Source organism: Bacillus sp. Bvel1 (genome assembly GCF_014872755.1).
GTDB lineage: Bacteria > Bacillota > Bacilli > Bacillales > Bacillaceae > Bacillus > Bacillus velezensis.
This window is the reverse complement of sequence record NZ_JAAOBZ010000004.1, coordinates 93,290-117,153: the sequence shown is the minus strand read 5'-3', so window position 1 is coordinate 117,153 and position 23,864 is coordinate 93,290. Positions and strand designations below refer to the sequence as shown.

Here is a 23,864-nt window from a genome sequence, read left to right as displayed (position 1 = left end):
ATATTTAAATATACTCCACAAACTCATTCACAGGCTTTCGGTAGCCGCGCGGCCTTCTGCTTTCTATTTTTTCTTTCCCGATTGTAATCATCATGACGACCTCAAATTGATCATCTATATTCAAAATCTGTTTCACGGCTTCAGGATCAAATCCTATCATCGGACAGGTGTCCCAGCCTTTTTCCTTAGCACTCAGCATAAACATCATCGCAGAAAGTGAAGCATTTCTTATCGCCTCATTTCTCTTAAACAGTTCTCCCCTGTTTTCATAAAACGAAACGGTGTTTTGAACCATGTGATCATACTCTTGTTTATTTAATACCCCCAGCACCTTCAATCCTTCATAGATGTCAGCCGCTTGCTGATATGCCTGCTTATCCCCTAAAACCAAAAGAACCGCTGATGAGCTGAACACTTTATATTGTCCGTTTGCGGCCTGCTTCAGCTTTTCTTTTACCTCCGGGTCAAGAACCGTCACATATTTTGTATGCTGCAAATTAAAAGCTGATGGAGCCAACGCAACCAATTCAAACATTTCGTTGAGCTCATCTCTTGTGATTGGATGTTCTGGAAGAAAGTTGCTTGCAGATCTTCTTTCATTCACCAGCTGTACAAATTCAGCCATTTCTCTCGCACTCCCCTTTATCTCGAATTCGAGATATTATGGTATAAAAAATCAAATAATGTATGATCAAAAAACAAAACGATCGGCAGGTTCTTATCCTGCACTCTAATTAAATTGTCTCGAATTAAAATATCTTGAATTCAGGATAATAATAAAAGATAAATACTCAAATGTCAACAGTTCATTTTTAAATTCAGCGCAATTTTGTTTATGTACTATTTAGCCCTGCTCCAACTTTTTTTCTGTCACCTTATTTATTAGTAAACAGGAAACAACCTTGCTATAGACCCACTCGAAACTGAATTGATATGATAAGCAAAGTGATTACACAAGAAAGGATACGGAGAGCGAATCAAGAGCGCTCCTATTTTTTTGTGCAGTTTTATAGGAGGAAAAAATGACAAGTGAAAGAGAACAAATAAGCAAAAAAGTTGCTTTGATTGCATTGATAGCCAATCTGATCTTAATGGCAGGAAAGATCTTTTTTGGACTGATAGGCGATAGTGAAGCAGTTTTTGCCGACGGTATACATTCTGCAGCGGATGTCGTGGCTTCAATTGCTGTCCTGGCCGTCATCGGCATTTCTAATAAGCCGCCCGATCAAGACCATCCTTTCGGGCATGGCAAAGCTGAGGTCATCAGCGAAGCGATTGTAGGAATCATATTAGTGCTCGTTTCCGTGTATATTCTGATAGAAGCGATTTCGTCCTTTGTTGAAGGTCCAAGCATCCCGCAATACAGCGCATTGTTTGCGGCTCTGATATCCTACGTGGCTAAGCAGATCTTATATCGTTATTCGATCAAACAAGGGGAAAAATGGAACAGTAAAGCGATTATAGCGATTGCATACGATCATAAAGGCGATATCGTTGCCTCTCTTGCCGCTTTTATCGGCGTCCTATTGGCGATTATCGGGAACACACGCGGATGGTCCTATCTGTTGTACGCCGATGCAATTGCCAGTGTCATCGTGGCGTACCTCATTTTTAAGATTTCAATGGAATTAATCAGGCCGTCTGTTGACGTTCTCATGGAAAAAAGTGTTGATCCCGAACTGATAGAGGAATATAAAGCGGTTATTTTGGATTGCCCTCAAGTCAAACGGCTCGATAAAATCCGAGCAAGAGAACACGGCCACTATAAATTGCTTGATGTCCGGTTATCTTTGGATCATGATTTGACGATTAAGCAGGGACACGATATAGCCCGGGAAATCCGAAATGAAATCAAAAGACACTTTTCAGATGTTGAAGAAGTGCTCATCCATGTGAATCCTTATTTTGAAGAATGAAAAAGCAGCTTGTAGAGAAAACGATGTTTTTTCTACAAGCTTTTTTGTTTTGTGCTGTTTCTTTACATATTCGTTTGATTTCACTGATCCATATGCTTTCTGATAAAATGCAGCAGCGTGTTTCCTTGAGCGGTCAATATGACGCCCTTCGCGCTGCACTTCGGACAGGGCGTCCCTTCTTTCTCCTCGCCGGTTCCTTCACAATGCGGACATGTGAGCTCAAGATCGTCGGTTGCGATCACCATGAATATCCCTCCTTTTTTGATTGTCTGTCCGTCTCCAGTCACTTTCCATGGCCATCACCTCCTTAACAACGCAAAAAAACCCCGTCCATCAAAGGACGAGGTTTTCGCGGCGCCGCCTTTATTAACGGCTGAAGAGCCATTCTCTCAAAAAGTACAGAAACTCAGGGTTTCAATACTCCTATCTTGATAACGGGGAAAGAATCCCGGCACCGCCTACTGTTATTTCAGCGCAGCAATTCAGAAGCCCATTCGGCACCGGACGGGGATCGGTTCACAGCGGCCACCGACTCTCTGAACCCCGCGCGCTGATGCGTACTTACTCTTCCTCAGCATTGTTCATCCGTTCTATGATTTTAAAATGTATCATACGCTGTCATCCGGCGGAAGTCAATAACCTTTCGGATCGGACAGTCCGAGCATGTCCCGCGCCATTTGCATATGCTCCTCTTGCCCCGTCTGAAGCGCGAACTTCGCCGTTTCCACAGGGTAAGCGGCCTGCCATTCTGACACATGCTCCTGCATTTTCGGCCAGACGCGCCCGCCCTCAGCTTCGTAGCTCTTCATCAGCCGTTTTGTTTCTTTTTCTCCTAATATCACTTGATAAAGGACAAAATCCTTGGCCGGATCGGCAACCTTTGCCTCCGTCCAATCGAGGAGACCCGTCACACGCTGATTTTCGCCGATCAAAATATGCGGAGGATGCAAGTCGCCATGGATCAGCGCAGAAAAATCAGGCCAGTACGAGCTGTCATTTATCCACGTTTGCCATCTTTTCCAAAGCTGTTCTGAAACCCCGATTTCTTTTTTTATATGATCCATTGATTCCGCCGCCCTTTGCCTGACGTCATCCGGTTTTATGATTTCAATTCCGGATCTGGAGGCCGCATCCGGGTCTGCCCCGTGCAGCCCGGCTAATGCTGCGGCAAGCGAGCCGACAAAACCGTCTGAAGGCGGCTCGTGTTCCATATTCCAGACATACTGTTTCTTATCCAGATCAATTGCGGCAGCCGGTATTCCGTCCAGTTTCGGATAAGCGATCAGTTCCGGTGTATGAATCCGCCAATCGGGGACTGATACAGCGGCATGGCTGCGGAGAAACGCGAGAACATCGCTTTCTGCAGCCGCTCTTTCGATAACATCGGGACGGCGCGGCTTTCGGAGCACCCATGTCACGCCGCTGTCATCTTCAGCAAATACGACTTGGAAGTCCATACCCGTTTCATTTATGTCCGCCCCTTCATATTTTAACCGTAAGCCATTTTCCTTTGCGATGTTCAAAACGGATTCTATTTCCCTTTGTTTTTTTGTCATCTTGTTTCCCCATTTCCCTTATTGACTGACACAGAGCTTCGCCTTTAGGCGGAGAAGAAAGAGATGTGTGAAGACGCCAAAAAGAGGGCGGCATAATCGCCGCCCCCTCACTATTACTGTCAGGTTCCTTATTCAGGCAGACAATCCCGGTTTCCTCCGCGCTCAAGGCAGAGACTTTGACACTATTTCATTAGTGCGAAAACCGGAATTTGATCAGCCATCAGGATCCCTCCGTTCCTTCTTAGTTAACATTATTTTACACAAAAACCTTATATACGTAAACCCTATTTATCAGCTTACCGGCTGCCTCCGCTGACAAATTTTGATCCTTCGCGTAAATCTTTCGCCTCCAAAAAAAAGACGTGAATGAATTTTTTCATATTCACTTTAACCGGAGAAAGCGGCACGGTTTCCTTGGCCTGCATTTCTTTCATTCTCTTGCTGACAGCTGGGAAATCAAAGAATTTCGAGGCGTAATATTCAAATTTGGGGTTTGAAAAATCAGTTGTGCCCAATGAAGCGAAATGGTTTAACGAATGAATGATCGCTCTTCTGATCCGCTGTTCCGAGGCTTTGATTTCTCTGTTAACCTCGGTTTGTGCCGCCGCAGGTCCCAGCTTCCGAATGGCGGCGTTTGTAAACATCTGCTTTAAAGACGGGATGTTTCTTTCCGCCTGTTCATCCTCAAATAAATAGTGAAGGACGGCCATGAGGTCATGCGCCCCGCTTTCTCCCACGATGCCTAATTCCGACAAAAGAAATTTTCCTGTTTCTTTGATTGACTTCTCGTGCATCCCCCCCGGCCCGCTTTTTTTCGGCTCATTCCGCTGAATAAGACGGCTTAACGAATGTTGGATGTCGCCGATCGAGGTTTCCAGTTCAATCCGCTCTTTTACTTTTCGCAAAACGGTGACGATCTCGATTTTGTTGATCGGTTTATGGATAAAGTATTCGATGCCGAGAGAATAAGCTTCTCCCACCATTTCCTTTGCCTCCACCTGCGATATCATCACTGCCTTTCCGTTGTACGCCCCCTGAAGATGCCGGATCGTCTCAATCCCGTCCCGGCCCGGCATCAGCAGATCAATTAATAAAATATCGACTTGTTTAAAATGGAGATAATGCCCTTCAATCTGGCTTCCGTCCTCTGCCTCACCGACGACTTCTCCTAAGTCCTCGTCCTCAATCATCTGTTTTAAAATGGAACGGATCGCCCGGTCATCATCAGCTATAAAAAAACGCATATTATGAGTTCATCCTTTCTGCAATCAAATGCTTCACCGGCAGCTTAATCGTAAATATGACGCCTTTTGGCTTGTTATGAAAGGAAATGTCTCCGTCAAGTTCGGTTACGATTTCCTTCACGTATGAAAGCCCGATGCCCGTTGAAGGTGTGCCGAATTCATCGTATTTGGACGTAAAACCGGGATCATAAACGACCTCTCCGATTTTTTCCGGAATGCCGGGACCGTCATCTTCCGTCTCAAATTCGGCCATCCCCCCCTCCGCCCTGCGCAGCGCGAGGCGGATCTCACCCCTGTCACCCATGGCTTCGACGGCATTGGCGGTCAGGTTATTTAAGATCGACAGGACGGTAAAGACGTGATAATCGGGGTGTTCTCCTTCAATCACGCTTTTGAATTGAATGTCTTTGCCTAAAGATTCGGCGTATTTTTCATTGATGCGGATAACGAGGCCGACCAGATCGGCGGCCTTCATGTAATCCCGGAATCTCTCATTTGAAATCAGCTTCGACAGGCCGGCGAATATTCGCTGATTGTCTTTTTTCACTTCATGAATTTCTCCCGCAAGGCGCAGCATTCGGCTCCCGAGCTCCCGGTCGTTCCCGCTCATTTCCCGATACAGCTGATAGGATTCTTTCGTCACATGCTCCGTCGTTTTTAACGTTTTTTTCAGATGAATCGTTTCTTCATATAAGTTAGACACAATCATCAGCATGTGCTCATGCTGCTTTCTCGTTTGTTTTTCCCTGACCTGAGATTCGTGCAGCTTCATCACGTTGAAAAAACTCAGCACAATAAATGTGTGAGAAACAGCGATAACCGCGATATCCGCCAGCTTGTCCGGCATCATAATCTGCTTGCCGCCGGAAAACTGAACCGTCATTTCAACGGCATCGGACGCCATTTCAATGAGAAAACCGAGAAACCCGATCATGAGCGGCCGATCCCAAAAAAGCCTGACCTTCAGCACATAAAACAAACAGGCATATGTAAAGTAAAAAAAGAAACTGGGATATTGGCTGAAAAAAGCCGCCGAAAATCCGGCATGCTCTCCTCCCCAGCACGCCAGGCCGATCCGGAATGCCACAACGGCTGCACCTGTCAACAGCCCTGACAATACCGCCGGCACATGCCGAAGCAGCAGAAGAAAAAAGAAAAAAGCCGGAGCGCCGAAGCTGATCCGATATACCTCATTCAGGGGGTAAAATTTCAGTTCCCCCGCCAGCGGCACGGTGATCAGCATAAGAGCGAAAAGATAGCCGTCTTTTTTCAGTAAATAGTCGAGCCTGATCATAATCACTTCCTTCTTCTGTCTATTTTGAACAAGACCGATACAGTCCGCAAATTTCTTTAGACCCGAATGGCGGGACACTCCGGCTGATTTATAAATCTATCGGCTTATTTTAAGAATGATTTTGTCGTATTTTGTATGATTCTGTAGATGTCATTATACATTAACATGGAACACGCTATTTTTGAAAACGTTTTCCAAGACCGATTTCCGCTTCGGACAGGCTTGCAATAGAGGAGGAATGTTATGAAAGATATGGTCAGAGAGCGCCTTGAAAAAGAGGAACTGGCTTCACTTTTACAAGATTGGGTCGAGCATTACCGACCGTTTTCCGTCAATGGAAAAAGCGCAAATTATATACCCGCCCTCGGAGAAATCAACGACTCTCAGCTGGGCATTTGCATATTAGAGCCGGATGGCTCAATGATTCATGCCGGTGAATGGAATGTGCCGTTCACATTGCAGAGCATCTCAAAAGTCATCAGCTTTATTGCCGCATGCATGTCCAGAGGCATTCCTTATGTGCTCGATCGTGTGGACGTGGAGCCGACGGGTGATGCGTTTAATTCTATCATCCGGCTTGAAATCCATAAACCCGGGAAGCCCTTCAATCCGATGATCAATGCCGGCGCCATTACCGTCGCCTCGCTGCTTCCGGGTGAAACGGCGCATAATAAATTAGAATATCTCTTTTCCGTTTTTGAAAAATTAATAGGAAAACGGCCTCACATTCACGAGGAGGTCTTCCGTTCTGAATGGCAGACCGCGCATCGGAACAGAGCGCTCGCCTACTATTTAAAAGAAACGAACTTTCTCGAGGCGGATGTGGAAGAAACGCTTGAAGTGTATTTAAAGCAGTGCGCCATGGAGGGTACAACCGAGGACATCGCTTTAATCGGATTGATACTTGCCCATGACGGCTACCATCCGATCCGACGGGAACAGGTCATTCCGAAAGATGTCGCGAAACTCGCCAAAGCCCTGATGCTGACGTGCGGGATGTACAATGCGTCAGGCAAATATGCGGCTTTCGTCGGCGTCCCGGCCAAAAGCGGGGTATCCGGCGGCATCATGGCATTGGTTCCCCCAAGCGCCAGAAGAGAGCAGCCTTTTCATAACGGATGCGGCATCGGCATTTACGGTCCGGCCATTGATGAATACGGCAACAGCCTGACCGGCGGCATGCTGCTGAAACATATTGCACAGGAGTGGGAGCTCAGTATTTTTTAATCAAACGAACCAAGAGGTGATTGGATGCAGGAATTCCTTGAAAATGTAATCGGCTCGGCAAATGATTTTTTATGGTCAAAACTGTTAATCGTACTGCTTCTTTCTCTGGGACTGTTTTTTACGTTCAGATCAAAGGGTCTGCAAGTCCGCATGCTGAAGGAAATGATCCGGGTTTTGAAGGAAGGCGCGGCCGCCCGGACAAAAAACAGCATTTCCCCGTTTCAGGCATTTTGCATCAGTATGGCGGCGCGTGTCGGAACCGGGAATATTACCGGAATCGCCATTGCGATCGCACTCGGCGGTCCGGGCGCTATTTTCTGGATGTGGATTATCGCAGTCATCGGTTCGGCTTCAAGCTTTGTTGAAAGCACGCTGGCCCAAATTTATAAAGTAAAAGATCAAAACGGATTCCGCGGCGGCCCGGCCTATTACATGGAAAAAGGCCTGAAGAAACGCTGGATGGGCGCGCTGTTCGCCGTATTAATCACACTGTCATTCGGGGTTGTTTTTAATTCCGTTCAATCCAATACGATCAGCGTCGCCTTTCAAAACGCGTTCGGCACCAGCCGGCTTACATTGGGCATTATTTTAATCTTGGTTTTCGGCGGCGTAATCTTCGGCGGCGTCAAACGAATTGCGAAAATGGCGGAATACATCGTAGTCGTCTTGGCCGTTTTATATATCGGTGTCGCCTTCTTTGTCATTCTGACGAATATCACCCAGTTGCCCGGCGTTCTGTCGCTAATCGTAAAAAATGCGTTCGGCATTGATCAGGCAGCGGGCGGCGCTTTAGGTGCGGCCTTGATGCAAGGTGTAAGACGCGGGATTTTCTCAAATGAAGCGGGTATGGGAAGCGCTCCGAACGCGGCGGCGACAGCTACGACGAGCCACCCGGTGAAACAGGGGCTCATTCAGGCATTCGGCGTCCTGACGGATACGCTCGTCATTTGTACAAGCACGGCGCTTATCATTTTATTTTCAGACGCTTATCACCAGCCGGGACTGAGCGGCATCGCGCTTTCTCAGGCCGCCTTGAGCGACCATGTCGGCGCGTGGGCGTCAGGTTTCCTTGCCGTCTTAATGCTTTTGTTCGGCTTCAGCGCTCTGATGGGCAACTATTATTACGGAGAAACCAATATCGGATTTTTAAGCCAGAACAAAAAGTGGCTGTTCATTTACCGCATCTGCGTGCTCGGAATGGTACTGTTCGGCTGTATTTCCAAAGTCCAGCTTGTGTGGGATATGGCTGACTTGTTCATGGGCTTAATGGTGGTCGTGAACTTAATCGCGATTTTCCTTCTGTCGAAAAAAGCATTTGCCGCTTTGAGCGATTATGCCCGGCAAAAGAAAGCCGGAAAGGACCCCGTCTTTTACAGAGATGTGCTCCCTGATGACGACGGGATCGAATGCTGGGAGTATTCAGATATCGCGAAAAGCGCGAAAGGCAAACACATTTCCTAAACAAAAGGTGTTCAGGCAGCGTCCTGAACACCTTTTTTCCGCCGGTTCATTGACAAAGAGAATAGCGTCCATTACCCTTTTTATATATTTTCAGTAAAGTCAGAAAGGAAGGCCTATGAATCCCATTACACAAATATTAAATGAATACCCGGTTATGATCATAGACGGCGCGATGGCAACCGAGCTTGAGCGGATGGGCTGTGATTTACATGACGATCTGTGGTCGGCCAAAATTCTTTTGGAGAGACCCGAACTGATCAAACAGGTGCATGCAGAATATTTTGCCGCCGGCGCTGATTGCGCGATCACCGCCAGTTATCAATCGACAATTGAAGGATTTGCAGCGCACGGCATCCCGGAAACCGATGCGATACGTCTCATTCAGACATCTGTTGAACTTGCCGCACAAGCACGCGATGAATTTTGGGCGCATGAAGAAAACCGTTTACACCGGCCCAAACCTTTGGTCGCCGCTTCTATCGGACCTTACGGCGCGAGCCTCGCTGACGGCTCTGAATATCGCGGGCATTACGGACTGACGGAAGATGAGCTGATCAGCTTTCACCGCCCCCGGATGAAAGCCCTCATAGAATCCGGCGCCGATCTTTTGGCCTGTGAGACCATTCCGTGCCTGTCAGAAGCAAAAGCGATCACAAGGCTGCTGGAGGAATTCCCCGGCACTTACGCATGGATCAGCTTCAGCGCCAAAGACGGGCGGCATATCAGCGAAGGCACGCCTATTTCCGAATGCGCGGCCCTGCTTGACTCCTGCAGCCAAATCGCAGCGATCGGCATCAACTGCACACCGATCGAATATATTCCGCCGCTGATAGAAGAAATCAAACAGGCAGCATCCAAACCGATTATCGCCTATCCGAACTCCGGCGAACAATATGACCCGGTGACAAAAACCTGGAAAGGCGCAGCGTGCGAAAACCATTTCGGAAAAAGCGCGCAAAGCTGGTACGAAAACGGCGTGAGCCTGATCGGAGGCTGCTGCCGGACGAAACCCGCGGACATCCAAGCCATTGCCGATTGGGCCAAGACCTTAAAAACAACTTGACTAATCGGAATAGTTTGTATATTCTATTCAAAAAGCCGGTTCGCCGGAATCTCGTGCCGTTCGCCGGCATGAGATTTTTTATTAGAACGGCCCTCGCAGAAAGTTGGAAAACAATGAACAACAAGAACGAGACGAATTTTCAGAGAAGTATGAAAAGCAGACACCTCTTTATGCTATCACTCGGAGGTGTGATCGGAACGGGGCTGTTTTTAAGCTCTGGGTATACCATTCATCAGGCGGGTCCGGCGGGCACCATTTTCGCTTACCTTTTGGGCGCGGGCATCGTCTATCTTGTCATGCTTTGCCTCGGTGAACTGTCAGTGGCCATGCCGGTGACGGGCGCATTCCACACCTATGCGAAGACCTATATCGGGCCCGCGACGGGCTTTACGGTCGCATGGCTGTACTGGCTGACGTGGGCGGTGGCGCTGGGCTCTGAATTCACGGCGGCCGGGCTCTTCATGCAGCGCTGGTTCCCGCATACTTCAGTTTGGATGTGGAGTGCGGTATTCGCTCTTTTCATCTTTTTATTAAACGCCTTCTCCGTGAAATTTTTTGCTGAATCGGAGTTTTGGTTCTCAAGCATTAAAGTCTTAGCCATCTTACTGTTTATTTTATTGGGCGGAGCGGCGATGTTCGGCCTCGTCCCGATGAAAAGCGGTGAGGCCGCCCCTATGCTGTCGAACTTTACGGATGGCGGCAGCCTTTTTCCAAATGGCTTTTTCCCGATACTGATGACGATGCTTTCAGTAAACTTTGCTTTCTCAGGGACGGAATTGATCGGAATCGCCGCCGGGGAAAGCGCCGATCCGGAAAAAACCGTTCCGCGCGCCATTAAGACCACAGTCTGGCGGCTGGCGCTTTTCTTTATCGGAACGATTTTTGTGCTGTCAGGGATGATCTCCATCAAGGAAGCCGGTGTGATTGAAAGCCCGTTTGTCACGGTATTTGACAGAGTCGGCGTGCCTTATGCGGCCGATCTGATGAATTTCGTCATTTTAACGGCGCTTCTGTCCGCGGCCAATTCAGGGCTGTACGCGTCATCACGTATGCTGTGGTCCCTGTCTAAAGAAGGGGAGCTTCATCCCGCCTTTGCCAGGCTGACCTCTAAAGGCATTCCTTTTAACGCTCTGATCTTCAGTATGATCGGCGGCATTCTGTCGTTGTTGTCAAGCGTATTTGCAGCGGATACAGTCTATCTTGTTCTCGTCTCCGTCTCAGGATTTGCGGTAGTGGCTGTGTGGATGAGCATCGCCGCATCACAATTTTTGTTCAGAAGACGATTTCTTAAAGAAGGGCACCAGCTTTCAGACTTGAAATACAGGACGCCGGGATATCCGGCCGTACCGATAGCGGCCTTTCTCCTATGCCTCGCCTCCTGTATCGGCATCGCTTTTGATCCGAACCAGGCCATTGCCCTTTATTGCGGAATTGTATTTATGGCCGTTTGCTACACCGCTTATTACTTGAAAAACCGGAAAAGCAGAGCCCGCGTGCAAGCCGTAAAATCCCAATAACCAAAAAAAGAACCCTGCGGCGCAAGGGTTCTTTTTTCATTTATACTTCAACGACCCATCTGAACGAATCCCGCACCTTCCCGACTTGGATGCCGGCAATCGTTTCATAGAGCTTTTCTGACACTTCACCGATCAAACCGTTATTCAGCTCAATCGTTTCTCCGTGAATATGCAGCGCGCCGACCGGCGAGATGACGGCCGCGGTTCCCGTACCGAATACCTCCGACACCTCGCCTCTCATTGCAGCCTCATAGATGTCATCAATGGCGACCTGTTCTTCCCTGACACGGATGCCCCAGCTTTTTAACAGCTCTATCACAGATGCGCGTGTGATGCCCCCGAGAATGCTTCCGTTTAACGCCGGCGTTACGGCCTCTCCGTTTATGATGAAAAAGATATTCATACTGCCTACCTCTTCGGCATATTTCTTTTCCACTCCGTCGAGCCAAAGCACCTGATCATACCCCAGTTCTTCGGCTTTCCGCTGAGCCTGTAAGCTGGCCGCATAATTTCCGGACGTTTTGACGTCGCCCACTCCGCCGGTGACGGCGCGCACATACTCATCCTCCACATAAATACGGATCGGTTTCAGCTGATCGCCGTAATACGAACCGACCGGCGTCAAAACAACCATGAACTTGTAACGCTTTGAAGGCCGGACGCCTAAAGAAGGCTCAGTCGCAATCACAAACGGACGGATATATAAAGAGGTTCCTTTTTCTATCGGTATCCATTCCTGCTCCAGCTCCACCAATTGTATCAATGCTTCCAGCGCCAGCTTCTCGTCAAGAGGCGGCATGCTCATCCGCCGTAACGATTTATTCAGCCGTTTTATATTTTGGTCAGGACGGAACATCAACACCCGTCCGTCTTCTGACCTGTAAGCCTTCAGCCCTTCAAATACGGCCTGCCCGTAATGGAAAACCGATGCGGAAGGATCCAGATGGACCGGTTCATAAGGTGTGATTCTCGGATCATGCCACCCTCTCCCCTCTTCGTAATCCATGACAAACATGTAATCTGTGAAGTACTTGCCAAATCCCAATGAAGCGGAATCCGGTTTTTCTTTTCTAGCTGTGACCTTACGTCTTTCAATCAGTTGATTCAACAAAAGCACACCTTTCTTCTAATTGTTTAAATTTTCAGTCTTCTCTGGGCTGCATGTTTTTTCTGTCCCGAATCTTGTATGCACAGATATATGAGAATGCAGTTGACCATATCATATCAAATATACCACTTATAAGAGGATAATTATCAAAATTTTTAATATTTTCAGCGGAAATCTTTCTTTATTCTTATGCTCCTTCATTTTTTTCAATGAGGACTTTCTGTCATATTCAATGATTGCGCTTACATAATGTAAAGCAATCCTTCCTTTCGCACAGTCAATAATGTGACAAATTTATGGCGGACAGGAAGGTGGTTGCCGCCTGCTTCACGAATTACGTAAGAAATGCGCAAGTAAAAGGGGGATTCGCTTGAAAAAATTTATCGCATTCCAGATTTTGATTGCTTTAGCCATCGGAGCATTGATCGGCCATTTCTTCCCGGATTTCGGGATGGCGCTGCGGCCTGTAGGAGACGGATTTATCCGCCTGATTAAAATGATTGTCGTGCCGATCGTGTTTTCGACCATTGTTATCGGAGCCGCCGGCAGCGGCAGTATGAAAAAAATGGGCAGTCTCGGCATCAAAACGATTATTTGGTTTGAAGTGATTACGACGCTCGTTCTGGCGCTCGGTCTGTTATTAGCGAACGTGCTGAAGCCGGGAGTCGGACTTAACCTCTCTCATCTTGCTAAAAAAGACATTCACGAGCTTTCCGGCTATACGGAAAAAGTAGTCGATCTGAAACAAATGCTTCTTGATATTATCCCCGTTAACATCATTGACGTTATGGCGAAAAATGATCTTCTCGCCGTCATTTTTTTCGCGATCCTATTCGGTGTTGCCGCAGCCGGCATCGGCAAAGCCTCCGCACCTGTCATGAATTTCTTTGAATCCACGGCAAATATTATGTTCAAGCTGACGCAGATGGTGATGGTCACCGCTCCGATCGGCGTTCTCGCCCTGATGGCCGCCTCCGTCGGGCAATTCGGAATCGCGCTTCTGCTCCCGATGCTGAAGCTGATCGGCACAGTGTTTCTCGGGCTGTTCCTGATCCTTTTCGTTCTGTTTCCGATCGTGGGGCTTATCTTTAAAATCAAGTACTTTGAAGTGCTGAAAATGATTTGGGATCTGTTTTTGATCGCTTTCTCCACGACAAGCACAGAAACCATTCTGCCTCAGCTGATGGATCGGATGGAGAAATACGGCTGTCCGAAGCGGGTCGTCTCCTTTGTGGTTCCGTCAGGTTTATCGCTTAACTGTGACGGTTCAAGCCTCTATTTATCGGTGTCCTGTATTTTCCTGGCGCAGGCGTTTCATGTGGAGATGCCGCTTTCTCAGCAGCTTCTGATGATGCTTGTGCTCGTCATGACAAGCAAAGGCATTGCCGCCGTCCCGTCAGGCTCACTCGTCGTGCTTCTGGCGACAGCGAATGCCGTCGGTCTCCCTGCGGAAGGCGTCGCCATCATTGCCGGTGTCGACCGCGTCATGGACATGGCGCGAACCGGTGTCAACGTGCCCGGCCATGCGGTCGCCTGCATCGTCGTATCCAAATGGGAAAAAGCCTTCAAATATAAAGGACCCGTCACGGCAGACCAGACCGCCCGGACAGAAAGTATGTAAACACAAAAAAGACCACCTCATTGGTGGTCTTTTCTATTAATCAATCGCCGCATGATCCTCTTTTTCAATCAAAGCAAGGCGTTCATTGATTTCTTCCTGAGTCATTTCGTGCTCTTTCACATACATGTTTCGTTCGTTCGTACGGCATTCGTGACTGCAGCTTCGCATGTATTTGTATTCATTCTCAGGTGTGCAGATCATTTTTTTATTACATGCCGGATTTGCGCAGTTCACATAACGCTCGCACGGCTCGCCCGTGAAATAATCTTTTCCGATGATAACGTGCTCTACGCGGTTGACCGGTACGCTGATTCTTTCGTCAAACACATAGCACTGTCCGTCCCACAGCTGCCCTTGCACTTCAGGATCTTTACCGTAAGTGACGATACCGCCGTCAAGCTGGGACACGTCTTCAAATCCCTGCTTCAGCAGCCAGCCGGAAAATTTCTCACAGCGTACGCCGCCTGTGCAGTACGTGAGGATTTTTTTGCCTTCAAGCATGTCTTTGTGTTCTTCAATCCAGTCCGGCAGCTCACGGAACGCCTCAATATCAGGTCTGACCGCTCCGCGGAAATGACCGAGGTCATACTCATAGTCGTTTCTGGCGTCGATCACGATCGTGTCAGGATCCTGCATTTGCTCATAAAAGTCTTTCGGTTTCAAATGCTTGCCCGTCGTGACATTCGGATCAACATCATCTTCGAGACGAAGCGTCACCAGCTCTTTTTTATGGCGCACAAACATTTTGCGGAATGCATGGCCGTCAGCCTCGTCAATTTTGATCGGCATGTCGGCAAAACGCGGATCAGCTTTCAGCGCATTCATGTATTGTTCCGTCTGTTCAACCGTTCCGGACACCGTGCCGTTAATGCCTTCCTCAGAAATCAAAATACGGCCTAACAGACCGAGCTCCTTACAAAACTTCAAATGCTGAGCCGTGAACTCTTCAGGCTCATCAATCTTTACATATTTATAATAAAGTAAAACTCTATATTGTTTTTCCATGATTTATACACCCTGTTCAATTATATTAATGATCACGCACACTATACTATATCATACAGGAAAACGGGCGAAAGATGAACATTTCCGTCCGTACTCTTTCTTCCAGTCACGCTTCGCCTTTTAAAACCTGCTGAAAATAAAACCGATACGTATTGCGCAAAAAGGTCTCAAGCGAAAGGCCGGCCGCGGTCTGATACTTGCCGATAATAAACGGAAAACGGTCACGGCCTTTTGCCCGCAGAAGATCCGCGCTGTCTTCAGCCAGTTCTGAGATGAGCGCCTCAACGACAGGCCGGCATGCATCCCGCACCGCTTCAAGAATTTGCTGATCGCCTGTATCCTGGTACTGTTCGATCAGTTTTCCCAAATCCTTTTCTTCCATAAAGTCCACTTCCTTACACCATATAAAAAAGAGGAGCAGCTTTTATAAAGCGGACGCCTCCTCCTGTGACTCCGCATAACCGATGATCTGACCGACCTGTAATTCACGGCCTTCAGTCAGGTTATCCGAAGGGGTAAACATACCTTTCTCGAATACTAAAATAACGGTCGATCCAAATGAAAAATAGCCCAGCTCTTCCCCCGTCTCAAGCCGGTTTCCGGTGTTTGTCTGAACGATCGAGTTAATATTCATCGCACCTACCGGAATCATGAGCATCTGCTGATCAGCACGGGTCAGCTCGTACACATAACGGTAATTTTTTGAGAGCACATCTTTCCCGTACTTTAACCCCATCGTATTAACGGGATAGGAGCGTTTCCCCAGCTCGGCCAGCTTTTTATACGTGCAGCTGACGGGAGAATGGAAACGGTGGTAATGTCTCGGGCTCAGGTAAAGCACGGCAAAACACCCGCCGTTATACTTGTGATCGGCGCTTTTAAACCCCGTCAGTTCGGCGAACGAATAATCCTTCCCTTTTACCATGAAAGTTTGATTGGGATTAATCATGCCCACCGTCTGAACGACGCCGTCCACCGGGCTGACGATGGCGTTCTTCTCTTTTGCCACGGGGCGGAGATTCAAATTAATATCACGAATGAAAAATGACGCCAGTGAATCAAAGTCAGAAGCCGTGCGTTCCGTTTCATTCCAGTTAATGCGATAGTGTTTGGAAAACAGCGGAATCATCGGCTTGCTCAGTTTCGATTCACAGAAGTTTTTAATGAGATAAGACGTCAATCGATTATTAGTCAGTTCAATCAATGAACGGTAAAGAACTTTAGCGGCAGTATTAAACATTGATTACTCCTATGAATTTTCCTATAGTAATAAAAATAAAACACCATAAAAACGCTCCGATGGCGGCGAAGCATAAGTAGGTTTTGAATTCCATTCTGCCGATTCCGGAAAAGTAGCAGGTCACGTGTCTGATGCCGGGGATGAAATAACCTAAAATAATGGTGTACGGCCCGTACTTCTTCATCCACCTGTCTACTTTCTCCATCCTCTTTTCCTTCAGGCCGACCCATTTCCCGAACTTATTAATAAACGGCCGGCCGGCTTTTCTGCCGATGAAGTAGCTGATAATCATCCCAAGGAGCGCTCCGATAAAGCTGATCAGAATGGAGAGCCCGTAATTCAGCACGTTTAAATGAGCGAAGTAACCCACAAGCGTCATCATGACTTCATCCGGAATAGGCAATCCGATAATACCGAGTGTCAGCATAAGAAAAATCGCGATATATCCGTAATCGGATATTAATTGCTGAACTAATTCCATCTTCTGCTCTCCAGGTTTTCAGGCGCCTGTTTTTTAAAGTGCGGAAATTTAATGTTGCTGACCATTAAATAACCGAGCGCGATCGTTCCCGCCCCCAGAAGAAAAGCGTTATTGATAAAGCTCAAAATGACAAGACACATACCCGCAAACGGAATCGGCATCCCGATAAACGTCGGCAGCTTGCTTTGTTCAATATTAAATCTGGAAAGACGGATCATCCCGCAGATGCTGTAGGAAAGCGCGATTAAAATTCCGATGAACGGAAGCGTATATAGTGAAACACTGTAAGCGAGCATGGACGGCGCTACGCCGAACGTCACGAGATCAGCAAAAGAGTCAAGCTCCCTTCCCATCTCCGATACCGCGTTCAGCTTACGGGCGGCCAAACCGTCAAAGAAATCAAGAAACATCCCGGTGAAAATAAAGATCACCGCAGAGTGTATATTATGATACAAAAGGGAATGAATCGATAAGAGCCCGCAAATAAAATTTCCAATTGTAATCATACTAGGTATATAATTCACAGTTTACACAAACCTCCAATTAAAACCATATCAAATCGGACTGCGTATGCATAAAGACTCCATTTTACGGAAACATAAAATGGAATTCTTTCAATGCTATCATTCAAATTCTTTTATTATACAGCATTTGGTGTTATTTGAACAATCTAATCTGGTGATTTTTGTTTTTTCGCCGTTCATATTAAGGTAAGCAATCATGGTTTCCTCTATTCCGGATTACCCTGCTTAAATATTCCATGCTGCGATCCGGATTGTCCGTTCTTGATGAATGAAAAGCCGTATGATGTATTGTTATTTCCTTCTCCGTGAAATGAGAACATTACATATAACGATTGCGGACATAAAAAGTTTCAAGAATTAAAAAACCGGCACAAAACGGCCTCATACATTATCTCACAACCCCGTTTTCCAGTATATAGTCTGTCCAAACAAAAAAGGCGCCTTACCATTACGGTAAAAACGCCTTTTAAGATCATTTTATGTAATTGATAAATGACTGAGTGCTTCGGCCGCTCTTTCTCTGGCCTCTTCAACGGTCTCGGCTGCAGAAAGCGCAACCGCCATACGGCGTCCGACTTTCGTGACGGGTTTACCGAATACGCGGACCTGAGTGCTTTTTACCGCCAAAGCTTTCTCCAAACCTTCAACCGCATAATCAGCAAGCTCTTTGGGCGCCTTCAGCGGACGGCTTGCCCCCGGCGACAGCTGAATGATTTCCGGAATCGGGAATCCCAAGACCGCGCGGACATGCAGCGCAAACTCTGACAAATTTTGCGTCACAAGCGTTACGAGCCCCGTATCATGCGGACGGGGAGACACCTCGCTGAAATATACTTTATCTTCAGTAAGGAAAAGCTCCACCCCGAACAAACCGTATCCGCCGAGCTCATCCGTTATGCTTTTCGCAATGTGTTTCGCCTCTTCAATCTGCTGTTCCGTCATATGATGAGGCTGCCATGATTCAATATAGTCACCGTCTTTTTGTTCATGTCCGATCGGCGCGCAAAAGGACGTACCGTTCGCCGCGCGCACTGTCAGAAGAGTGATTTCTGATTCAAACGGAATGAATTCCTCAACGATGACCCGGCCGTTTTTCACCCGGCCGCCTTCCATTGCCATGTCCCAGCAGCTTTTCAGCCCGGAAGCCGAGCGGCACACGCTTTGCCCTTTTCCGGAAGAGCTCATCAGCGGCTTTACCACGCACGGAAAGCCGATTGTTTCCGCCGCTTCTTTAAATTCTTCGTATGTATTCGCGAATTCATAGCCGGCAGTCGGAAGATGAAGCGTCTCTGCTGCAAGCCGTCTGATGCCTTCACGGTCCATCGTCAGCTTTGCCGCACGCGCATTCGGAATGACGTGAAACCCTTCTTCCTCGAGCTTCAGCAGCTCATCCGTCGCAATGGCTTCCACTTCCGGCACGATTAAGTCCGGTTTTTCTTTCTCAATGACTTCTCTGACCTGCGCTTTATCAAGCATATCAATCACATAGCTTTTGTGTGCGGCCTGCATGGCGGGAGCATGCTCATAGCTGTCAACGGCTACAGTGACAACCCCGAGCCGCTGCGCTTCAATGACGACTTCTTTCCCCAGCTCGCCTGATCCTAATAACAACATCTTCTTCGCCTGATACATGTCCTTTGGCCCCTCCCTTTCTATACCCCACTCATTATAACGGAAATATTCAAAAAATAAAGACAAGACAGATTACAAGCTCTATCCTGTCTTTTGTGCTGATTCGAGCGATTCAATCGCCGCTGACACGTCCTTCCCGCAATATTGCCCCATTAAGCATAACGATTCTTCCGCCCGGCAGGCGTGAGAAGCGATGCGGCGCTTTGCTTCCTCATGGTTGTCAAGGATGCCGAGAGCACAGAGACTGACGGGGAAACCGAGCCGGCGGTAAAACGGAAGCAGCTCTTCAATCTCATGTCTCCGATTCTCAAGCGCGAGCTGCACCAATATGCCGTAAGCAACCTTCTGGCCGTGCAGCACCTGATGTGTCTCCTGAAGAAAACTGAGGCCGTTGTGGACCGCATGCGCCCCTGCCATCCTGCACAAACGGCCGCCATACCCGCCGACCGTTCCCGCAAGCATAATGATCGTTTCCGCCGTATGGATGAACGGCACGGACAGCTCGCCTTTCTCCATGCTTACGACGGCGGCTTCACTGTAACGCAATAACAGATTACGGATATATTCCGCCTGTCTCAGCCCCGCCTGCGCCATCAGAGGCGGCGCTTCCTCCGTATTTCTGATGACCGCCTCGGCCTCATACCATTTCGCCAGCGTATCACCGATCCCGCTTTTCATATATTCAATGGGAGAGGAAAGCAAAAACAGCGGATCAACAAGCGTCAAATAGCTTGAACGCTTGTGATAATCAACTCTGATAAAATTGCCGCTGTCATCATATATGACACTCAACGGCGTACTTGCCGCACACGTCCCCGCAATGGAAGGAAGCATCACAGCCTCAATATCAAGCCGGTCTGCCGCCGCTTTTGCCAAATCCAAAATCGTGCCGCCTCCGATACCGATGATCACATCCGCGTCTTCCGCCTGCCCGCAGACCTTACGCACCGCCTCAGGTGAACAGTATCCTTTGTGCTGAATCACATCCCAGGAAGAACCGCCGCCGTAATCGGAGAACGCCTGATAAGATTTGATTCCGGTCACAATAACGGGTTTTCTGAATGTCTCCAGCAGCCCCGGAAGTTCTTTTGCGATTCCTTCCTTGCATATGTACTGATTCGGGCCGCTTCGGACGATATCTTCAGGCTTCATTCGAATCTCTCCTTTGGCTGGAATTTATACATATTTTCTCACTTGTCAGAAAATACATCAACCGGAGGTGCGTCAGCGCTTCGCTTCCTCCGCCTCCAAAAACAGCTCATCAAGCCGCTCCAAAGCTTCTGCCTTTTCAAAACTGCTGAACCACAGATCATCATAAGAATCAAGGATGCGGTAATGGTGGGAAATCAAATGCTGCTGCAAGCGGAACTCGCCTTTTTTCTCGATGGCTTTCCACCACACCTTGCCGCCCATCGTCTTCCCCTTCGGCCTGTCAATTGTGCGGTGAGCAACCGTTTCAATGACCTCCAGCGGATCATCTCCTAATACGGATTGCAGTGTTTCACTTGATCTGAAAAGCGCGCAAACCGCCACAACGTGCGGCCATTCCGCAAGCGCCCGCCCTTTCTCAATCTGCACCAGCGACTTTTTAGAAAGGCCGATCACATCCGCCATTTTCTCCTGTGTGTAGCCTCTCTCCGACCGGATTTTCTTCAGCTGGACTGAGACAAGCTCAGTCATATAATCTTGATCCATCTCAACCTCCATTTTTATCAATATAGCCATTTTACACCGCGGCACGCCTTTTTTATATCAGAACATTTTCAAACAAATCAAAAGGACCCGGGATTGGCTTTTCATTGAAACGATGTACCTTTCCGCATAATCCAGAATGATGCGGTGAATACAAACGTACGCCCGAAGAGACAGATGGCTCCCTGGCGGTTGAGCTCCGGAGAAAATAAAAAGCTGCCACAGCTGCGGCAGCTAAAACATTATAAGCTGAAAATCAAAATTATGAAGCGAATACAATCCAACTCGCACTATAATTGACACGTTTTTTCGAACCTTGATTGACCATTTTAAATCTGTATGAATCTCCTTTTTTTAACGAAGGTGTTTCAAAATAAGTCGTTCCATTTTTCTTTGCATTGGCGGTTTTGATTGTTTTCCAGGCACCTTTGCCGTTGACTTGCTTTTGAACGTATATTTTATACGTGCCCTTCCCTTTACTGTTGGATTTAAAAGTCACGGCTCTCAAGCTGTACTTTTTTGTCGTCTTAGTGAATTTAGGATGATATGTATTGATCACATAGTTAGTGAAATACCCGCTTTTATAAGTATGAAGCCAGTCTTTAGCCTCTGCTTTTTGCGGAGAAGAAAAACCCATAAAACCAATTCCGCTGATTAAAAGAGTAAAAATAATGATGAGCGACTTAAAAATCTTTTTGCTTTTCATCGAGAAAATCCTTCCTTCCTGTAACTATTTACCCTATTTATGTTAATGACAATATAGCTAATCATAAATCCGTCCAACTAACCATTTTGATTGCAGGAAGAGATGAGAACAGCCCTGAAAATGACTATATGACTAATACTTATGATTCTTGTTATTTTTGATTAAGTGATAAAGTTACTTTAAAGCGCTATCCATTTTGCTGTTTTTGTATCAATTGTCATAGAGAGATCTTTACCTATCAATGCCTCTCTATCGGCGTTTGTATGATGGGGCTGTCCTCTGACAAACTCCTGCGCCCATGACAAACTGTCATACGTTTGCCACCTATGAATGAACGCACACTACACGTAATGGAGGGATTGCAATGGACGAAATGGTCCTGGAAACACAACAATGGCTGAATGAGACGTACAAAGGCAGACACGGGTACAACAAGGTGCCGGAAAACGGAAAAACAGGCTGGGATACCATTTACGGTCTGACACGGGCGCTTCAAATTGAGCTCGGTATTTCAGAACCCGCCGATAACTTCGGACCGACGACACAAAGATTGTTTAAACCGTTGAAAAAGCAGGCTCCCGATTCTAAGCCGACAAACATGAATTACATTCTGCAGGGGGCGCTGTGGTGTAAAGGTTTTAACCCGGGCGGATTTTCTGGCGTTTTCTATGAAAATACCGAAAGCGCTGTAAAAGAGTTTCAAAAAGCGGCCGGGCTCACTAAGCAAGACGGCATCGTCACGGCACTCATTATGAAGGCTTTGCTGGATATGAGCGCTTTTCGGTTAGTAGCGGGAGGCGACAAAAGAATCCGCCAAATCCAGCAGAACCTGAACCGGGATTACAATGACTACATCGGCTTGATGCCTTGTGACGGCTTATATGCCCGCGATACAAACAAGGCTCTCATCTATGCTCTGCAAAAAGAAGAAGGCATGAGCACAAGCGTCGCCAATGGATTTTTCGGGAACGGAACGACCAGCTTATGTCCTACCTTGACTCCCGGCGATTCACGGACAGGCTTTGTTTTGATTGTTCAATACGCGCTTTACTGTAATGGGAAATCATTTGACCCCGGTGAATTCGACGGAAAATACGGCGTCGGAGTTGTATCGGCAGTGAAAGCTTTCCAAGAATTTATGTGCCTGCCGCAGACAGGTTATGCGGACATGCCGACGATTAAAGCTTTATTATCAAGCTCAGGCGACACAACGCGGGCTGCTTCAGCTTGTGACACCGCTGCCATTTTGACGGCAGATACGGCTAAAACTTTGCGTGAGAACGGCTATAAGATCGTGGGAAGATATCTGACCGGGAATGTGCGGACTAGCAGCGGACTGACATCGAAAGCGTTAACGTCAAAAGAACTTTCCGCGATTTTCAATGCCGGCTTAAGCGTGTTTCCGATTTATCAGGACGGCGGCTATGAATCTTCTTATTTTGTAAAAGACCAAGGAACGAGAGATGCGTACAGCGCTGCATCAGCCGCCCGAAGATTAGGTTTTCCGTCAGGAACGACCATTTACTTTGCCGTCGATTTTGATGCGTATGATTATGAAGTCACGGATAAAATCATCCCTTACTTCCAAGAAATCAAGTCAGCTTTTATGAAAATGCAGGCGTTCTCAACTGCGCCGAAATATGAAATCGGGGTATACGGACCGAGAAACATTTGTATCCGGACGTCAGAAGCAGGTCTGACCAAATATAGCTTTACGGCTAACATGTCGACCGGATTCAGCGGCAACCTCGGATACCCGATGCCGAAAAACTGGGCTTTTGATCAATTTTATGAAGGAACGATCGGAAGCGGAGCGGGAAAAGTCGCCATTGACAAAGACGGATACTCCGGAAAAGACTCGGGTGCAAGCAGCGTCCATCCGCCTTCTGATCCCGTGTATGATGCAAGACTGCGCACACTGACGGACATTTTAACAACCATTCCTGCTTTAGAAAATATATCGAATCTTGCGAATGCCATGTTTGAATTCGACAAGACAGAAACCATTTATGCATCACCTGAAATGGATATTCTTTTATCTACTTCACTTTTGGCAACAGTGCCAAGCGAAGGTTCTCCCAACACAGTTACCATTACAAATGGCAAACCGGGAGCTTATATTACCGGTCTGATGGGAGATTCACAAGTCTCTTTTACAGCATCACAAATTGATTCGTATCAAAACCTGCTTAACAGTCTGAGCTTGTCAGTCCGCAACGGTTATTTAGAAGTGTATGTCAATCCGGCTGCGGGATCGCTGAATATTCAATTTAAAATTTATACACCTGATATTCCGGTCGGTGACAGTGCTACTACTGGACTAACAACTACCATTACATTTAAAATAAAACAAAAGAGCTTCAGATTGCCGGATTCCGAAGAAGTGTACTCTCCGGATTGGGATTCTGTCGTGAATACCATGGCTATTGCAGGCGCAGGAATTATTGTTATTGTAGGGATCGGTGCTTTAGTCGTTTTAGCACCTGAATTAGGAGGAGCTGCAGCCTTGTTCAGCACAGTTTTATCACTATTTCTATAATTGAACAGGCAGCTCCTTGCTCCAGGAATGCTCAATGA

Annotated in this window: 22 protein-coding genes and 1 other annotated feature; of the genes, 7 read left to right on the top strand and 15 right to left on the bottom strand. The window is 47.4% G+C overall.

What is annotated here, in order from left to right; all coding sequences use genetic code 11:
* Positions 1 to 4: 4 nt before the first annotated feature.
* Positions 5 to 625 carry a nitroreductase family protein gene (locus HAP68_RS01240; RefSeq protein WP_024084851.1) on the bottom strand — a complete coding sequence of 207 codons (621 nt, stop codon included), beginning with the start codon at positions 623 to 625 and terminating at the stop codon, positions 5 to 7.
* Positions 626 to 1,022: 397 nt separating this feature from the next.
* Between HAP68_RS01240 and HAP68_RS01235 the strand changes: the two genes are divergently transcribed.
* Positions 1,023 to 1,916, top strand: a complete 894-nt coding sequence (locus tag HAP68_RS01235) for a cation diffusion facilitator family transporter (RefSeq protein ID WP_014304270.1) — start codon at positions 1,023 to 1,025, stop codon at positions 1,914 to 1,916.
* A gap of 80 nt (positions 1,917 to 1,996) precedes the next feature.
* Here the strand turns inward: HAP68_RS01235 and HAP68_RS01230 are convergent, their stop codons facing one another.
* The 4 genes from HAP68_RS01230 to glnK all read right to left on the bottom strand — a co-directional run bounded on the left by HAP68_RS01230 (position 1,997) and on the right by glnK (position 6,010).
* A complete protein-coding gene (locus HAP68_RS01230; RefSeq protein ID WP_003156693.1) occupies positions 1,997 to 2,161 on the bottom strand; it encodes a tryptophan RNA-binding attenuator protein inhibitory protein in 165 nt (54 codons plus the stop codon).
* 88 nt (positions 2,162 to 2,249) lie between these two features.
* Positions 2,250 to 2,500, bottom strand: a binding site (T-box leader).
* Between the two features lie 48 nt (positions 2,501 to 2,548).
* A complete protein-coding gene (locus HAP68_RS01225) occupies positions 2,549 to 3,472 on the bottom strand; it encodes a macrolide 2'-phosphotransferase (RefSeq protein ID WP_024084850.1) in 924 nt (307 codons plus the stop codon).
* A gap of 296 nt (positions 3,473 to 3,768) precedes the next feature.
* Complete coding sequence (glnL, locus tag HAP68_RS01220; RefSeq protein WP_024084849.1) at positions 3,769 to 4,716, bottom strand: glutamine utilization two-component system response regulator GlnL; 948 nt, start codon at positions 4,714 to 4,716, stop codon at positions 3,769 to 3,771.
* A gap of 1 nt (position 4,717) precedes the next feature.
* Positions 4,718 to 6,010 (bottom strand): two-component system sensor histidine kinase GlnK, encoded by a 1,293-nt coding sequence (gene glnK, locus HAP68_RS01215; protein ID WP_041482349.1) that lies wholly within the window; start codon positions 6,008 to 6,010, stop codon positions 4,718 to 4,720.
* 243 nt (positions 6,011 to 6,253) lie between these two features.
* On the opposite strand from glnK, the gene HAP68_RS01210 reads away from it, so the two are divergent.
* The 4 genes from HAP68_RS01210 (at position 6,254) to HAP68_RS01195 (ending at position 11,278) form a co-directional block, all read left to right on the top strand.
* On the top strand, positions 6,254 to 7,237 hold the full coding sequence (locus tag HAP68_RS01210; RefSeq protein WP_003156697.1) for a glutaminase: 984 nt from the start codon (positions 6,254 to 6,256) through the stop codon (positions 7,235 to 7,237).
* A gap of 24 nt (positions 7,238 to 7,261) precedes the next feature.
* Positions 7,262 to 8,698, top strand: a complete 1,437-nt coding sequence (locus HAP68_RS01205; RefSeq protein WP_003156699.1) for an alanine/glycine:cation symporter family protein — start codon at positions 7,262 to 7,264, stop codon at positions 8,696 to 8,698.
* Between the two features lie 115 nt (positions 8,699 to 8,813).
* Positions 8,814 to 9,761 (top strand): homocysteine S-methyltransferase, encoded by a 948-nt coding sequence (gene mmuM, locus HAP68_RS01200; protein WP_024084847.1) that lies wholly within the window; start codon positions 8,814 to 8,816, stop codon positions 9,759 to 9,761.
* A 113-nt stretch (positions 9,762 to 9,874) separates the two neighbouring features.
* The gene (locus HAP68_RS01195; protein WP_024084846.1) at positions 9,875 to 11,278 is read left to right on the top strand and encodes an amino acid permease; all 1,404 of its coding nucleotides are present in this window, start codon (positions 9,875 to 9,877) and stop codon (positions 11,276 to 11,278) included.
* 40 nt (positions 11,279 to 11,318) lie between these two features.
* Here HAP68_RS01195 and HAP68_RS01190 read toward each other — a convergent pair whose 3' ends face one another.
* A complete protein-coding gene (locus HAP68_RS01190; protein ID WP_003156706.1) occupies positions 11,319 to 12,386 on the bottom strand; it encodes a branched-chain amino acid aminotransferase in 1,068 nt (355 codons plus the stop codon).
* Between the two features lie 370 nt (positions 12,387 to 12,756).
* Between HAP68_RS01190 and gltP the strand changes: the two genes are divergently transcribed.
* A complete protein-coding gene (gene gltP / locus HAP68_RS01185) occupies positions 12,757 to 14,007 on the top strand; it encodes a glutamate-aspartate/proton symporter GltP (RefSeq protein ID WP_024084845.1) in 1,251 nt (416 codons plus the stop codon).
* Between the two features lie 36 nt (positions 14,008 to 14,043).
* Here the strand turns inward: gltP and trhO are convergent, their stop codons facing one another.
* The 9 genes from trhO to HAP68_RS01140 form a co-directional block, all read right to left on the bottom strand.
* Positions 14,044 to 15,012, bottom strand: a complete 969-nt coding sequence (trhO, locus tag HAP68_RS01180; protein ID WP_003156708.1) for an oxygen-dependent tRNA uridine(34) hydroxylase TrhO — start codon at positions 15,010 to 15,012, stop codon at positions 14,044 to 14,046.
* A gap of 106 nt (positions 15,013 to 15,118) precedes the next feature.
* A complete protein-coding gene (locus HAP68_RS01175) occupies positions 15,119 to 15,394 on the bottom strand; it encodes a hypothetical protein (protein WP_024084844.1) in 276 nt (91 codons plus the stop codon).
* A gap of 42 nt (positions 15,395 to 15,436) precedes the next feature.
* Positions 15,437 to 16,252 carry a phosphatidylserine decarboxylase gene (locus HAP68_RS01170; protein ID WP_003156710.1) on the bottom strand — a complete coding sequence of 272 codons (816 nt, stop codon included), beginning with the start codon at positions 16,250 to 16,252 and terminating at the stop codon, positions 15,437 to 15,439.
* Complete coding sequence (locus HAP68_RS01165; RefSeq protein WP_003156711.1) at positions 16,245 to 16,733, bottom strand: DedA family protein; 489 nt, start codon at positions 16,731 to 16,733, stop codon at positions 16,245 to 16,247. Before HAP68_RS01165 ends, HAP68_RS01170 begins: the two co-directional genes overlap by 8 nt.
* The gene (pssA, locus tag HAP68_RS01160) at positions 16,724 to 17,257 is read right to left on the bottom strand and encodes a CDP-diacylglycerol--serine O-phosphatidyltransferase (RefSeq protein WP_003156712.1); all 534 of its coding nucleotides are present in this window, start codon (positions 17,255 to 17,257) and stop codon (positions 16,724 to 16,726) included. The genes HAP68_RS01165 and pssA overlap by 10 nt, the downstream gene beginning before the upstream one ends.
* 477 nt (positions 17,258 to 17,734) lie before the next feature.
* A complete protein-coding gene (gene purT, locus HAP68_RS01155) occupies positions 17,735 to 18,889 on the bottom strand; it encodes a phosphoribosylglycinamide formyltransferase 2 (RefSeq protein WP_014304260.1) in 1,155 nt (384 codons plus the stop codon).
* A gap of 81 nt (positions 18,890 to 18,970) precedes the next feature.
* Positions 18,971 to 20,041: an iron-containing alcohol dehydrogenase family protein gene (locus HAP68_RS01150; RefSeq protein WP_024084843.1), complete on the bottom strand. Its 1,071-nt coding sequence runs from the start codon at positions 20,039 to 20,041 to the stop codon at positions 18,971 to 18,973.
* A 72-nt stretch (positions 20,042 to 20,113) separates the two neighbouring features.
* The gene (locus HAP68_RS01145) at positions 20,114 to 20,584 is read right to left on the bottom strand and encodes a helix-turn-helix transcriptional regulator (protein ID WP_003156718.1); all 471 of its coding nucleotides are present in this window, start codon (positions 20,582 to 20,584) and stop codon (positions 20,114 to 20,116) included.
* Positions 20,585 to 20,843: 259 nt separating this feature from the next.
* Positions 20,844 to 21,287: a hypothetical protein gene (locus HAP68_RS01140; RefSeq protein WP_017419322.1), complete on the bottom strand. Its 444-nt coding sequence runs from the start codon at positions 21,285 to 21,287 to the stop codon at positions 20,844 to 20,846.
* Positions 21,288 to 21,651: 364 nt separating this feature from the next.
* Between HAP68_RS01140 and HAP68_RS01135 the strand changes: the two genes are divergently transcribed.
* Positions 21,652 to 23,826, top strand: coding sequence for a glycoside hydrolase domain-containing protein (locus HAP68_RS01135; protein ID WP_024084842.1), 2,175 nt, complete (start codon positions 21,652 to 21,654; stop codon positions 23,824 to 23,826).
* Positions 23,827 to 23,864 lie beyond the last annotated feature (38 nt).